The organism is Kocuria sp. ICS0012 (assembly GCF_001665945.1).
Taxonomy (GTDB): Bacteria; Actinomycetota; Actinomycetes; order Actinomycetales; family Micrococcaceae; genus Kocuria; species Kocuria marina.
Window position 1 is genome coordinate 129,810 of record NZ_LZMM01000050.1, and the last position, 13,188, is coordinate 142,997.

At 70.4% G+C, this 13,188-nt stretch carries 10 protein-coding genes and 1 tRNA gene; 6 read left to right on the forward strand and 5 right to left on the reverse strand.

The window, feature by feature from the left end:
- Positions 1-112 precede the first annotated feature (112 nt).
- On the reverse strand, positions 113-589 hold the full coding sequence (locus tag A5728_RS08985) for a Fur family transcriptional regulator (protein WP_064846699.1): 477 nt from the start codon (positions 587-589) through the stop codon (positions 113-115).
- A gap of 603 nt (positions 590-1,192) precedes the next feature.
- Between A5728_RS08985 and A5728_RS08990 the strand changes: the two genes are divergently transcribed.
- Together A5728_RS08990 and htpX are read left to right on the forward strand one after the other, a co-directional pair.
- Positions 1,193-3,070 carry a sigma-70 family RNA polymerase sigma factor gene (locus A5728_RS08990; protein WP_064846700.1) on the forward strand — a complete coding sequence of 626 codons (1,878 nt, stop codon included), beginning with the start codon at positions 1,193-1,195 and terminating at the stop codon, positions 3,068-3,070.
- A gap of 20 nt (positions 3,071-3,090) precedes the next feature.
- Positions 3,091-3,990 carry a zinc metalloprotease HtpX gene (gene htpX, locus A5728_RS08995; RefSeq protein WP_064846701.1) on the forward strand — a complete coding sequence of 300 codons (900 nt, stop codon included), beginning with the start codon at positions 3,091-3,093 and terminating at the stop codon, positions 3,988-3,990.
- Between the two features lie 230 nt (positions 3,991-4,220).
- Here the strand turns inward: htpX and A5728_RS09000 are convergent, their stop codons facing one another.
- The gene (locus tag A5728_RS09000) at positions 4,221-4,712 is read right to left on the reverse strand and encodes a YajQ family cyclic di-GMP-binding protein (protein WP_035960096.1); all 492 of its coding nucleotides are present in this window, start codon (positions 4,710-4,712) and stop codon (positions 4,221-4,223) included.
- A gap of 267 nt (positions 4,713-4,979) precedes the next feature.
- On the opposite strand from A5728_RS09000, the gene A5728_RS09005 reads away from it, so the two are divergent.
- Positions 4,980-5,061: transfer RNA gene (locus A5728_RS09005), tRNA-Tyr, on the forward strand.
- A gap of 313 nt (positions 5,062-5,374) precedes the next feature.
- Here A5728_RS09005 and A5728_RS09010 read toward each other — a convergent pair.
- Entirely contained in the window at positions 5,375-5,941 is a 567-nt protein-coding gene (locus tag A5728_RS09010) for a hypothetical protein (RefSeq protein ID WP_064846702.1), read from the reverse strand.
- 221 nt (positions 5,942-6,162) lie between these two features.
- On the opposite strand from A5728_RS09010, the gene A5728_RS09015 reads away from it, so the two are divergent.
- Complete coding sequence (locus A5728_RS09015) at positions 6,163-6,561, forward strand: co-chaperone YbbN (protein WP_064846723.1); 399 nt, start codon at positions 6,163-6,165, stop codon at positions 6,559-6,561.
- A 217-nt stretch (positions 6,562-6,778) separates the two neighbouring features.
- Here A5728_RS09015 and A5728_RS09020 read toward each other — a convergent pair whose 3' ends face one another.
- A complete protein-coding gene (locus A5728_RS09020) occupies positions 6,779-7,492 on the reverse strand; it encodes a VIT family protein (protein WP_064846703.1) in 714 nt (237 codons plus the stop codon).
- Between the two features lie 192 nt (positions 7,493-7,684).
- Entirely contained in the window at positions 7,685-8,683 is a 999-nt protein-coding gene (locus tag A5728_RS09025; RefSeq protein WP_064846704.1) for a DNA-3-methyladenine glycosylase, read from the reverse strand.
- A gap of 103 nt (positions 8,684-8,786) precedes the next feature.
- On the opposite strand from A5728_RS09025, the gene A5728_RS09030 reads away from it, so the two are divergent.
- Both A5728_RS09030 and A5728_RS09035 read left to right on the forward strand, forming a co-directional pair.
- The gene (locus A5728_RS09030) at positions 8,787-10,535 is read left to right on the forward strand and encodes a DUF2079 domain-containing protein (RefSeq protein ID WP_231885589.1); all 1,749 of its coding nucleotides are present in this window, start codon (positions 8,787-8,789) and stop codon (positions 10,533-10,535) included.
- 78 nt (positions 10,536-10,613) lie between these two features.
- Positions 10,614-12,926 carry a DEAD/DEAH box helicase gene (locus tag A5728_RS09035; RefSeq protein ID WP_369795627.1) on the forward strand — a complete coding sequence of 771 codons (2,313 nt, stop codon included), beginning with the start codon at positions 10,614-10,616 and terminating at the stop codon, positions 12,924-12,926.
- The last annotated feature ends 262 nt before the right edge of the window (positions 12,927-13,188 follow it).

A 13,188-nucleotide genomic window follows, 5' to 3' on the forward strand; every position in this document is an offset into this window, starting at 1 on the left:
GGAATTGCGGCGCATCTCGTCCGCAGTTTCCACACCCGCGGGGCGTGTCCGGGGGTGCGCCAGGGCTGTATGTCAGGGGCCGCGCGTCAGGGGGCCGGTGTCAGAGCGTGGCTCAGCGGGCCTCGGTCGCGCTCGCCGCGAGCTCTTCCTGGCAGCGGGGGCACACACCCCGGTAGACGACCTCCGCGGCTAGCAGCTCGAAGCCGTGGTCCTGGGACGGCGTGAGGCACGGGGCATGGCCCACGGCGCACGGCACGTCCTGGACCACTCCGCAGCGCACGCAGTACGCATGGTGGTGGTTGTCCCCGGTGCGGATCTCGTAGCGAGCGGGGGATCCGGGCGGCTCGAACTTGGACACCATCCCGATCGCCGCGAGGTCCGCGAGGACCACGTAGACGGACTGGACGGACATGTTGGGCAGCACGGAGCGAACCTGCTGCACGGTGTCCTCGGCGGTGGCGTGCGGAACCGCGGACACGGCGTCCAACACGGCAAGACGTTGTCTGGTGACCCTGCGCCCGTGCGAGCGCAGATGCGAGGTCCACGCATCCCGCGACGGGTGCGGTGCAGCCTGAACGGTGGTCTCCATGGGGTTCATTCTATTCTTATTCTGAGCCACTCACAATAGTTGCACTCACGGCGCTCCCGCGCTGTCAACGCCGCCGTCCCCGCCGACATGCCCCCCGCGGCCCCGGGTCACCGCCGTGGTGCGCTCGCAGCCCGCCCGCCGCGTGGGGCCGTCGCGGTCCGGGACGGGCCCGCGGAAGGCCGCGCGCAGCGGCGTCGTCATCCGTGACGGGACCCGCGAAAAAAGTTTTCGGATCTCGCGTCATGATTTCCGATCCCGTGCGTCTACGTAGTGGATCCCGCGCGGGCTGCGCGGGATCCCGGACGGTCCGATCGCTCTGGGACCGGCGAACCGGTGCCGCGATCACCACGGGGACACATCGCGCGGCACGCGGCGGGTGAGAGCGTCTCCTTGCCGGACGGGCTGTCCGGCGCGGGGGAGGGAGATGGCACTAGGAGACGGGGGCGGGACCGGCGTGGGGGCGCCGGTCCCGCCCCCGGCCATGACCGGGCCGGCGCGGTGACAGCGGGAACGCGGGGGAGGGGCGGGGTCGCGGACTGCCGCGCAGCGCCCGCGGCTGTCACAATGGAGGTACCGAGTTACTTCCAGTGGGCAGAGAGCGCCATGTCACACAGAGCAGTTCCCGGCACCGGGCACCACCCGGGCCAGGGCGGCCAACGCATCAGCGACGAACACCTGTTACGCGCGGTCCGCGAGGGTGACTCGCATGCCTTCGCCACGCTCTACGAACGGCACCGCGGGGCGGCGCTGGCCGTGGCCCGCATGCATTCTCGCAACGAGCCGGAAGCGGAGGACCTCGTCTCCGAGGCGTTCACGCGCGTGTTCGCGCTGCTCAAGGAGGGCAAGGGCCCCCGGGAGTTCCTGCGCGCCTACCTCGTTACGGCCGTGTCCCGGCTCGCTGCGGACCGCGCCAACGAGCTGAGCCGCACGCGCCCCGAGGACCCCCAGCCGGACGGGCCGCTGGACCGTGTGCAACTGTTCGAGGACACCGTAGTGCGCCAGGTGGACTCCGTGGTGGTGGCCCGCGCGTTCGCGTCCCTGCCAGAGCGCTGGCAGGAAGTGCTGTGGTACCTCGAGATCGAGGGGCGCAAGCCGCGTCAGGTGGCCTCCGTTGTGGGCATTCAACCCAACGCGGTCTCCGCGCTGGGCACGCGCGCACGGGAGGGACTCCGCACCGCCTACATGCAGGAACACGTCTCGGCGCGGGCCCTCGAGGACTGCGGCGAGTATTCACGACAGCTCGGTGCGTTCGCGCGCGGTTCCCTGACCCCGTCACGCACCAAGGTCGTGCAGGAACACCTGGACCGGTGTCCCCGCTGCACCGCCGAGTACCTGCAGCTCCAGGACCTAGGGATCGGGATGCGCGGCTGGCTCCTGCCCGTCCTAGCCGGACTTCCGTTGTGGGCCGGCGCGGGCGGTCGGCTCGTGGACGCGCTCGCCGGCACGTCCCTGGCGGGCTTCGGGGCTGCCGCGTCCCAGGCTCCGGGAGTCGCGGGGACCCCGGCTTTCGATGGCGCGGCGGAGAGCGCCATCGCAACCTCCGAGGGTCCGGGTGCCGGCGGCTCCGGGGCCGGCGCGGGCGCCTCGTCCGGGGCTGCAGCCGCAGGGCAGTCCACGGGGATTGCTGCGTTCGCATCGTCCGGTATGGGCCTGGCGATCGCCGCGGTCGGCGTCCTGGTTGCGGCCGCCGCGGCCGTGGGGATCGTGGCCGTGTCCAACTCGCCGGACGATCCCTCGGGCGGTGCGCCCGCCGTCGCCGCCTCCCCGGATGTGAACTCTTCCGACGGCGACGCCGCTGCGTCCGGCGCCCGCGGTTCTTCCGAGACACCCGCAGCCGGTCGCGACGACGATGCGGACGGCGGTGATTCCCGCGATGGGGATTCCGCCGGTCGGGACTCGGACGGCGGTGCCGCCGATGGTGGAGATTCCGCGTCCGTAGCTCAGGGGGACTCGGGCGATTCCGACGCGTCCCGCCCCAAGCAGGCCCGCGAGGACGTCCCCCAGGGACAAGGCCCGGACGGCCAGGCCGGCCGCAATCAGGGTGACTCGCAAGGTCGCTGGCCGGGCGGTGCGCCACTGCCCGGGGACCCGGGTGCGCCGGGCAACGGAGCGGGCGGTGCGACGTCGTCCTCTGCCCCCGACCTCGGCACCGATCCGGACGTCCCGCCCACGCCGTCGCCGAGCCCGCCCCCGGGTGACGCGGACCCGGGAGGGAACCCCGCGGACCCGGGCGAGGGACCCTCCCCCGCGCCGTCGGACGCTACGCAAACACCGGTCCCGTCCCCCTCGACGGGGGTGGCACCACCGCCCCCGACGACCACGGACCCCGGCTGCGAGGTGTCGTTCGGACTGGGAGGGTGGGAGATCATCTGCCTCGACGGGCTGCCCCCGCTGCCCACATTTCCCCCACTGCCCGCGCCGCCGTTGCCGCCGTCCGCATTGGTACCGTCGGTATCCCTCAACATTTTCTTGCCCCGCTAGACCCCACAGGAGAACACTGAATGCACCGCCATTACAACGGACTGAAGACCGTGCTGCTGTTGGGCGGTATGTGGGTGGTGTTGCTGGCGATCGGCTGGATCATCGCCGGGGCCACGCGCAGCTCGTTCTTCATCATCCTGTTCGCGGTGATCGGGCTGATCGGTACCGCATACAGCTACTGGAACTCGGACAAGCTCGCCATCCGGTCCATGCGGGCGGTGCCCGTGAGCCCGCAACAGGCACCGGCCATGTACCGGATCGTGGAGGAGCTCTCCCGCCGGGCGGAGCAGCCCATGCCGCGGCTGTACATCGCGCCCACCATGAGCCCCAATGCGTTCGCCACCGGACGCAACCCGGACAACGCCGCGGTGTGCTGCACCGAGGGGATCCTGCAGATGCTCGACGAACGCGAGCTGCGCGCGGTACTCGGCCACGAACTCATGCACGTGTACAACAGGGACATCCTGACCTCGTCCGTGGCGGCCGCGGTGGCGGGACTCATCACCTCCGCCGCGCAGGTGCTGCAGTTCGCGGCCATCTTCGGCGGCGGGCGCGGTGACGACAACCGCGGTGGCAACATGCTCGTGGGGTTGCTCATGGCGTTCCTCGCACCCGTCGCGGCCACCGTGATCCAGCTCGCCATCTCCCGCACGCGCGAGTACGACGCCGACGAGGACGGCGCCAAGCTCACCGGCGACCCCCTTGCGCTCGCCTCGGCACTGCGCAAGATCGAGAGCGGCGCGTCCCAGCGGCCCATGAACCCGGAGGACCAGAAGGTGGTCAACACGTCCCACCTGATGATCGCCAACCCGTTCCGCGGCGGTGCGGTCTCCGGCCTGTTCCGCACCCACCCCTCCACCGACGACCGCGTGCAGCGGCTGCAGAACATGGCACGCAACGGCGGGTTCTACGGCCGCTGACGCGGCGTTCGGGTTTCGACGTCGCGGTGGGCGTCGCGTGCGACCGGCCCGTCGCGTCGTCCCACGACTGCGGCCCGCGTGTCCGCCGTGGTGCCCGGGGGGCGAACCCCGTACGGAAGAAGCCGTGATCCCCGCTCGGGGCTCACGGCTTCCTGGTCTGCGGATGCCGACCGGCGTGTGACGGGCGTGGGGCCGACGCGGTGCTGGCGCAGCGCCGGGGCCGGGTCACGTCAGCGGTAGTTCACGAACTGCAGGTCGACCTCCACGTCCGATCCCTTGAGCAGCGCGATCACGTCCTGCAGGTCGTCACGGGACTTGGACGAGACGCGCAGTTCATCACCCTGGATGGTGGCCTTGACACCCTTGGGGCCCTCGTCACGGATGAGCTTGGTGATCTTCTTGGCCTGGTCCTGGGCGATGCCCTCCTTGATAGAGCACTCGATGCGGTACTCCTTGCCGGAGGCGTAGGGCTCACCGTCGTCCAGGGACTTCAGGGAGATCCCGCGCTTGACCAGCTTGGACTGGAAGACGTCCAGGACGGCCTGGGCACGCTCCTCCGAATTGGCCTTGATCAGGATCTTCTCGCCGGAGAAGTCGATATCCGCGCCCACCCCGCGGAAGTCGTAGCGCTGGGCCACTTCCTTCTGGGCCTGGTTCAGGGCGTTGGACACTTCCTGCTTGTCGACCTTGCTGACCACGTCGAATGATGATTCCGAAGCCACGGTTGTCCTCCTGGGTGTGTTGGGTGCGTGATGTCACCCACCAGCCTAATTGCCCGCGACGAGCGCATTCGTGTCGGAACCGGGCGGATCGGTGGTGATCGGGCTCCCCGCCCAGTTCGCGGTCACCCGCGTGGGGGCACCGATGTCACGCTCCCGGCCGTTCAGGGGTTGTGGGGGCACCCGCGCTGATTTGGGGGACGGGGGGTGTGCTGTGTAATGTTGAGGTGCTCCCGCACGGCGGGGGTGCAATGCGCTCTGTGCGCTCTCGGCAGGTTACCCGAGCGGCCAAAGGGGGCTGACTGTAAATCAGCTGGCACTGCCTACGGGGGTTCGAATCCCTCACCTGCCACCCACGGGGATGAGCGATCATCCCGAAGGGGCTCCCCGGATGACATGATCCGGGGAGCCCCTTCTTTCGTCCCAGGGCCCTGCTGCAGTCGCGACTTCCCTGCCAAGCTCTGCCGCGCCTTGCTCCGCGGCTCACCCGCCCTCTGTGCCGACCGCATTGAATTCCTAGTGGAGCACAAGCAGCTGAGGGCGCCCGTTTCTGCTTTAGCTCAGTAAAAGCCGCAGGATGGGGCGTGATGTGGCGGGGCGGAGCCCATGGATGTGGGAAGCGGGGTGGGTGGCAGGTGCGGGAGTTCCGAGCAGCGCGGGTGGGCTCAGCGCAGCGCCGGGAGGACCTCTCGACCGAGCAGTTCCACGGTCCGCAGCGCCGCGTCGTGGGGCAGGCCGTTCACGTCCACGCGCACGAGCACCCGATCCAGCTCCAACGTCTCGCGCATGGCCCGCAGTTTGGTGACGACGTCGCTCACACCGCCCACGAGCAGCGCACCCTCCGGCCCGTACTGTTCGCGGAACTCCTCCGGTGTCCACGCGGGTTCGTCGGCGCTTGCGGCGCCGAAGGTTCTCGTGCTGGCGGCGAAGTGGGGATAGGCGAGGGTGAGGGCGTCGGGGGAGCGGGCGTCGTCGTCGTCGGACACCACGAGGCCCGGCAGTAGCAGGCCCACCGCGCCGCGCGTGGAGTGCCTGAAGCCGTGCAGCGCCTCCCGGTACGCCTTGACGTACGGCACGAGCTGGTCCCAGCGGCCTTCCATGACGTTGAGCATCACGCCGATCCCGTGTCCCACGGCCCGCAGCTGCAACGGATCCGGGTTGACGTGCTCCGCCCCGTGGCCCTCACCGACGGCCACGATGTCCAGGCCCACCCGGTCCGCGGTGCGGGCCAACTCGGTGAGCTGCAGGAACCCCTCCCGCGGACTGGGAAGCTCACCCGTGTCGGGGTGGGGAGCGCGTTCCCCCCCCCCACGTGGCGATACCGAGTCTGAAGGTCACGGGTGGCTCCTCACGGGTGATTCCTGGGAATGCCGACGGCGCGGCGCCCAGGGCGTTCCTTGTGCCCGCAGTGAACGTTCTGGAGCCCGGCGGAACGGAGTCCTACGCTGGTTTCATGGCTACTGTAGACATCACCCAGGACACCCTGGGCCAGACCATTTCTGACAACGACATCGTGTTGCTGGACTGGTGGGCGGACTGGTGCGGACCGTGCAAGCAGTTCGCACCCACCTACGAGGCCGCCTCCGAGAACAACCCCGAGATCGTATTCGGCAAGGTGGACACCGAGGCCGAGCAGGGCCTGGCTGCCGCCGCCCAGATCTCCTCGATCCCCACGCTCATGGCGTTCCGCGAGGGCATCATGGTGTTCTCGCAGCCCGGCGCGCTTCCCGCATCCTCCCTCGAGCAGGTCATCGACGCCGTCAAGAACCTGGACATGAACGAGGTCCGCGCGGAGGTCGAGAAGCAGGCCGCCGAGGCGGAGACCGGCGCCGCGGGGGATCAGCAGAACTGATCCTGAGTTCCACGGCGTATGTAGACCCGGTAGTGGCGCGCACTTCTCGTCATACACAGATGATGTGATGCCCGCGCCACACGGCACACGCCCATGAAACACGGAGGGCGGCTTCCGAAGGAGCCGCCCTCTCCGTATATCCGGTCTGAATGCCCGGGCCGCTTGTCCGGCGGGATGTGGGACCCCGCCGCCCGTCAGTCGTTCTTCACGCGGCCCGTCACGCCGCGGAAACCCCCAGCAGGGAACCGATGAGGAAGGTCGCACCCAGAGCCAGCGCACCGCCCGTCACTACACGGGCCGCGGCGCGGGCCACGTGCGGGGTGTCACCCAACCGGGCACCGAGCGTCCCTGTGAGCGCGAGCGCCACGAGCACGGCCACGAACGTGACGGGAATCCGCCATGGCGTGGGCGGGAGCAGGATGGCCAGCAGCGGCAACAATGAACCCAGCAGGAACGCCACCGCGGAGGAGATCGCGGCACCCCACGGGCTGGGAATGTCATCCGGGTCAATCCCGAGTTCGGCATCCAGGTGGGCACGCAACACGTCCTTCTCGGACAGCTCCACCGCGACCTGTCGGGCCGTGGTCTCGCTCAACCCGCGATCCCGGTAGATCTGCGTGAGTTCGTCGAGCTCGGCCTCCGGCATGGCCTGTAGCTCCCACTTCTCCTTCTCGATGAGAGCTTCCTGCGAATCCTTCTGACTCGACACGGACACGTACTCGCCCAGCGCCATGGACAGTGCGCCGCCGATCACGGCGGCCGAACCGGCCACGAGCACGGGCGTCGTGGCCGCGGTGGCCCCGGCCACGCCGACGACGGTCGCGGCCACGGACACGATGCCGTCGTTCGCGCCCAGGACCCCGGCGCGCAGCTTGTTCATTTTCTCCCCGGACTTGGTCGCGTGCGGTTCCACCGCGGTGTGCTGTGCCATGCAGATAGTTTGCGTCGCAAATGAAAACCCCGCCAGGCAGGCAAGCCAAACCTCAGTCGGGCTGTCCTCCGCGGGAGAGCAGCACGCGCGGCACGCGACATCATGCCCCGCCCGCTCTGTGGGGCGACGCCGCTCTGGAGTAGCCCATTCGCCGCGGCGGCGCCGATCCAGGGGCGGGCCCATCAAACCCCGTCAGTGGTGACGATGATCCTGGGGCGTGAGGCGGGGTCCGAACGCGGGTTTGCGGTGCCCACTGGCCTTGATGAGCCGCACGACCCGCTGCCGGTGACCCCGCCACGGTTCGAGCAGTTCGAGCATGCGTTCGTCCGATCCGGGGGCGCCGTCGAAGAACCAGCACACGTAGTCGGCCAGGTGGAAGTCCCGCACGCTCACGCCGTCCGGGTCCGCGTGGGTGCACTGGGTGATCTCCGCGGCCGTCCACACACCGATCCCGCTGATCGATTGCACCGCGGCCCGCACCCGCGCCGGATCCGGCTCCCGGCCAAGGCGCTCCAGGGCCGACGCCCGCTGCACCGTGCGCATGACCGTCGCGGAACGGGCGGGGTCCACGCCCGCCCGGTGCCACTGCCAGGACGGCACCCTGCGCCACTGCTCGGCCGTGGGTGGCACCCGCATCCCGCGCGGAGCGGGCCCGGGTGCCTCCTCACCGATCCAGCGCAGCAGCGCCCGGTACGCCCGCACGGCCTCGATCGCCGTGACACGCTGTTCCAGGATGGAGACGACGGCGCGGTCCAGGACGGTGCCCGTGGCCGGCAAGCGCATCCCCGGGTGGTCGTGGCGCGCCCTGACGAGCCGGTGCGGCAGCTGCGCAAAACCCGCCGAGGACTCGAACTCCTCCCACGAATCGCCGTGGCCCACCCACCGGGGCGCGGACGGCAACCACTGCTGCGCGCCCGGACCCCACGCGTCCACGACGACGTCCCGGTCCAGGGGGTTCTCACCCGCGACGCGAGGTGGGCGGGAGAACCGCGCACTCACCGGCAACCCGCTCGAGCGCGTGGTGATCCACACGCAGTCCTCGTTCAGGATGCGCACCGTGGGATCGTCCGCACCGCGCCCGAGCACCCGCAGGGTCTGGCCCAGGTGCACGGGCCCGGGTGGCGTCCAGCGCAACCGGGTGGGGGAGTCCCCCGAACCGGTGATTCGCGCTGTCCGCACCGTGGTGGTCATGCGCAGATGATGCCACGGGTCTCCGACACCCTCGCGCGCACCCGGCTGGCATACTGGGTCCGACAACCCCGCCGCCCGGCACAGGCATCCCGGAGGGAGGATCGTGGCCCGTTCCCCCGCATCGGCCGACCCCGGGCGGACTCGTCCCGCATGGTTGCTACCCGTCCTCGTGGGAGCGTTCACGACCGCGGTGTACTGCGCGTTCTCCTGGAGCCAGTGGATCCGCTGGGACGTCCCCTCGTGGGACAACGCGATCTTCACGCAACTGCTCTCCGCGTACGCCTCCGGACACGCACCGATCGTGGACATCAAGGGCCACGGGTTCAATCTCCTGGGGGATCACTTCCACCCGTTGCTGATCGTCCTGGCACCGATTTACGCCGTGTTCCCCTCCGCGCTCACCCTCATGATCCTGCAGGACGTCCTCTTCGGGAGCTCCGCCGCCGTCGTCACGCGGTGTGCCCTGTATGTCCTGCGCCCCGCCCCGGCCGTCGCGATCGGCGTGGCGTACGCGGCGAGCTTCGGACTGCAGAACGCGGTCGCGGTGCAGTTCCACGAGATCGCGCTCGCCGTGCCGCTGCTCGCGCTCGGTTTGTGCGCACTGCGGGAACGGCGGTGGCGCGCGGCCGCCCTGTGGAGCGTGCCCGTGGCCCTCGTCAAGGAAGACCTGGGGGTCACGGTCGCGGCGATCGGGGCGCTCATGCTCGGTCACGCGCTGGTCCCGTTCGCGCGTGGGTGGAGCCGTGCGGTACGACGCCGCTGGGCCGAGTTCCGCGCCTACACCCACCGCGGCGCAGGGCGCAGTGCCGCGCACGTGCACAGCACTGAGGATCGTGTCACCGCGGATGCCCGCCACGATGGGGACCGCGGCGCCAGACAGACATCCGAGGATCCCGCGAGAGCGGTCCTGCGGGATCCGGCCGCGCGGTGGGGCGCAGCGCTCATGGTGTGGGGCGTCCTGGCCTCCGCGCTCGCGGTGGGGGTGATCCTGCCCGCGCTCAACCCCGCGGGGGAGTTCGCGTACTCGGACAAGATCGACCTGGCACTCCTGCTGCGCGATCCCACCTCGGTGGTCGTGTTGCAGGTCGTCCCGGTCGAGAAGCTCGTCACGTGGCTGCTCCTGCTGCTGATCGGCGCCGTGGTGGCGGTGCGCTCACCCCTCGCGCTGGTGGCGCTGCCCACGCTCGCGTGGCGCATGCTGTCCCCCAACCACGGCTACTGGGGGCCGGGGTGGCACTACAGCGCGGTGTTGATGCCCGTGGTCTTCGTGGCGCTCGTGGACGCCATCGATCGGCTCCGCAACGATGCGGATCGCGCGGGGAAGGCGGGGAGCGACGTCGCCGTCCGAGACGGCCCGGCGCACCGACGAACCGCGGGGGATCATGCCGGGAGCGGGGCTTCGAACGGACGCCTCACCCGTGACCGTTCACCGTTCCTCCCCGGCGAGGGCGCGGTGCTGCGCACCATGGCGCGCGCGGCCCCGTGGGCGGCACTGGTCGTCGCGCTCGCGGTGGGCACCCAGCAACCGCTCGCGCAACTGGCCACCGCCGAGGCATGGCAACCCGATCCGCGTCACGACGCCAAGGCCGCCGCGGTGGAGCGCATCCCGCACGGGGCGAGCGTGGCCACGGACCTCTCGCTCATGAACGGGCTCGTGAGCACCACCCGCGTGCACTGGATCGGCAACGGGGACGATCCCGCCCCCGAGTACGTGGTCGTGGACCGGCTCGGCGGGACGTGGAGCGGCGAGCCACCGGCGGACGTCACGGGCTACGCGCGGGACATGTACGGCGCGGGCTACACGGTCGTGAGTGACGAGGCGAACATCGTGGTGGCCCGCAGATCGGCCTGACATGGCCCGGCCGTGCGGTAGGCTAGTGGTTTATCATCCCGGTTTCTTGTCTGTCGTAACCGTTTCGCCGTAGCGGGCATGTCGGTCCAGGACTTCAGCGGTAGTACCGCGCGCACCGGTGACAATCACTCCATTCCACCGAAGCGAGGTTCTTCCGTGTCCACTGACTCCCTGTCCCAGAACGAAAATCCCCACAACGAGACCCCCGAGCACGAAACCCCCGAGCGCGACGCCGCTCCCGCCGTGACCGACGCCCCCGACAACCACGACGTCGTCGTCGACGCGCAGCGCACCGACAGCGGCGAGGCAACCGAGCCCGCCGACCAGCCTTCCGAGGCCGAGCAGACCGCCCGGGACGACGACGCTGCCGAGCCGGCCGAGCAGCCCGTCGAGAACGACTCTGCCGAGAAGCGCGCCGAGAACAACTCCACGGAGAAGCCCGCCGACGCCGAGAAGTCCGAACCGAACCCGCCCACGTTCGCCGAGCTGGGCGTGGACGCGCGCGTGCTGGCGGCACTGGACGAGGTGGGCTACGAGTACCCCTCGCCCATCCAGGCCGCGACGATCCCCGCGCTGCTGAGCGGCCGCGACGTCGTCGGGCTCGCGCAGACCGGTACGGGCAAGACCGCCGCGTTCGCGGTGCCCGCACTGTCCAAGCTCGCGGAGCTGTCCGACCTGCACGGCCCGCAGCGCAGCACGCGCGTGCTGGTGCTCGCGCCGACCCGCGAACTCGCGCTGCAGGTCGCCGAGGCCTTCGGCTCCTACGCGACCCACCTGGACGACTTCACCGTGCTGCCCGTGTACGGCGGCTCCTCGTACGGTCCGCAGCTCGCGGGCCTCAAGCGCGGCGCGCAGGTGGTCGTGGGAACCCCGGGGCGCGTGATCGACCACCTGGCCAAGGGCTCGCTCAACCTGGACGACATCGCGTACGTGGTGTTGGACGAGGCGGACGAGATGCTGCGCATGGGCTTCTCCGAGGACGTCGAGAAGATCCTGGCGCAGACCCCCACGGAGAAGCAGGTGGCTCTGTTCTCCGCCACTATGCCCAAGGCCATCCGCCGGATCGCGCAGCAGTATCTGCACGACCCCCAGGAGATCACGGTCAAGGCCAAGACCACCACGGGCAGCAACACCCGGCAGCGGTACATGCAGGTCATGGGCCCGCACAAGCTGGACGCCATGACCCGCGTGCTCGAGGTCGAGGACTACGACGGCGTGATCGTCTTCGTGCGTACCAAGGCCGCCACGGAGGAGATCGCGGACAAGCTCAAGGCCCGCGGCTACACCGCCGCCGCGATCAACGGTGACATCCCGCAGAACCTGCGCGAGCGCACCGTGGACTCGCTGCGCGACGGCAAGATCGACATCCTCGTGGCCACGGACGTTGCAGCCCGCGGTCTGGACGTCGAGCGGATCTCCTTGGTGGTCAACTACGACATCCCCCACGACACCGAGTCCTACGTGCACCGCATCGGCCGCACCGGCCGCGCGGGGCGCAAGGGTGAGGCCATCCTGTTCATGACCCCGCGCGAGAAGTACCTGCTGCGCGCGATCGAGAAGGCCACCCGCCAGCCCGTCGAACAGATGCGCGTGCCCTCCACGGACGAGGTCAACCAGACCCGCAAGGAGAACTTCGCGCAGCAGATCAAGGAGACCATCGACTCCGAGGACCTCTCGCTGTTCCGTGAGCTCGTGGAGCAATACGAGTCCGAGCACGACGTCGACGCCGTCGAGGTCGCCGCTGCGCTCGCCGTGATCGCCCAGAACGGCCGCCCGTTCCTCCTGGAGGATCTGCCCGAGCTGCCGCAGCGCAAGCGGGACCGCGAGCGCCGTGACGGCGACGGCCCCCGCAATCGCCGTTCCCCGGGGGACGAGGCCGGGATGAAGACCTACAAGCTGGCCGTGGGGCACCGCGACCGCGTAGTCCCCGGCGCCGTGGTGGGTGCCCTCACGCACGAGGGCGGTCTCAACGGTTCGCAGATCGGTGCGATCGACATCCGCCCCACGTTCACGCTTGTGGGTCTGCCCGAGAACCTCCCCGCGGGAACCCTCGACAAGCTGGCCAACACTCAGATCAACGGTTCGCCCATCCGGATCCAGGAGGATCGCGGACCCGGTGGCGCGCGCGGGGGCAAGCCCTTCCGCGGCGGTGACCGTGACCGGGGACCCCGCAACGACCGGGGCGGGTACCGCGGGGATCGGGGCCCGCGCAACGACCGCGGGGGATACCGTGAGGACCGGGGCGGCTACCAGGATCGCGGTGGGTACCGCGAGGATCGTGGCGGTTACCGCGACGATCGCGGCGGCGGCCGTTCCCGTGGCGGGTCCTACCAGCAGGACCGGCCACGTCGGAAGAACCGCCCGGACAACGGCGGCTACTCGGGTCGCTGATTCGTCGGTTCACTGCCTCACCGTGAGCCGCTGACTCGCGGATTCGCCGGTTCGCTGCGAACCACTGAGCCGGCCGGCTGAGCAGGACCTGCTCAGCCGGGACGGTCGCTGACGTGGTCGGTCATCGGCGTGGCCGGTGAGTGACAGCACAAAGGGCCGGGGGGGGGGGGGGGGGGCCCCGCCCGCCGCCGGGGGGGGGGGGGGGGTGTGGGGGGGGGGGGGGGGGGGGGGGGGGGGGGGGGGGGGGGGGGGGGGGGGGGGG

Bases quoted from the DNA above. Each gene is read 5' to 3' on its own strand.
- htpX (WP_064846701.1), top strand. From the start codon at position 3,091: ATGCACCGCCATTACAACGGACTGAAGACCGTGCTGCTGTTGGGCGGT.
- A5728_RS09035 (WP_369795627.1), top strand. From the start codon at position 10,614: ATGTCGGTCCAGGACTTCAGCGGTAGTACCGCGCGCACCGGTGACAAT.
- A5728_RS09025 (WP_064846704.1), bottom strand. From the start codon at position 8,683: ATGACCACCACGGTGCGGACAGCGCGAATCACCGGTTCGGGGGACTCC.
- A5728_RS08985 (WP_064846699.1), bottom strand. From the start codon at position 589: ATGGAGACCACCGTTCAGGCTGCACCGCACCCGTCGCGGGATGCGTGG.
- A5728_RS09015 (WP_064846723.1), top strand. From the start codon at position 6,163: ATGGCTACTGTAGACATCACCCAGGACACCCTGGGCCAGACCATTTCT.
- A5728_RS08990 (WP_064846700.1), top strand. From the start codon at position 1,193: ATGTCACACAGAGCAGTTCCCGGCACCGGGCACCACCCGGGCCAGGGC.
- A5728_RS09020 (WP_064846703.1), bottom strand. From the start codon at position 7,492: ATGGCACAGCACACCGCGGTGGAACCGCACGCGACCAAGTCCGGGGAG.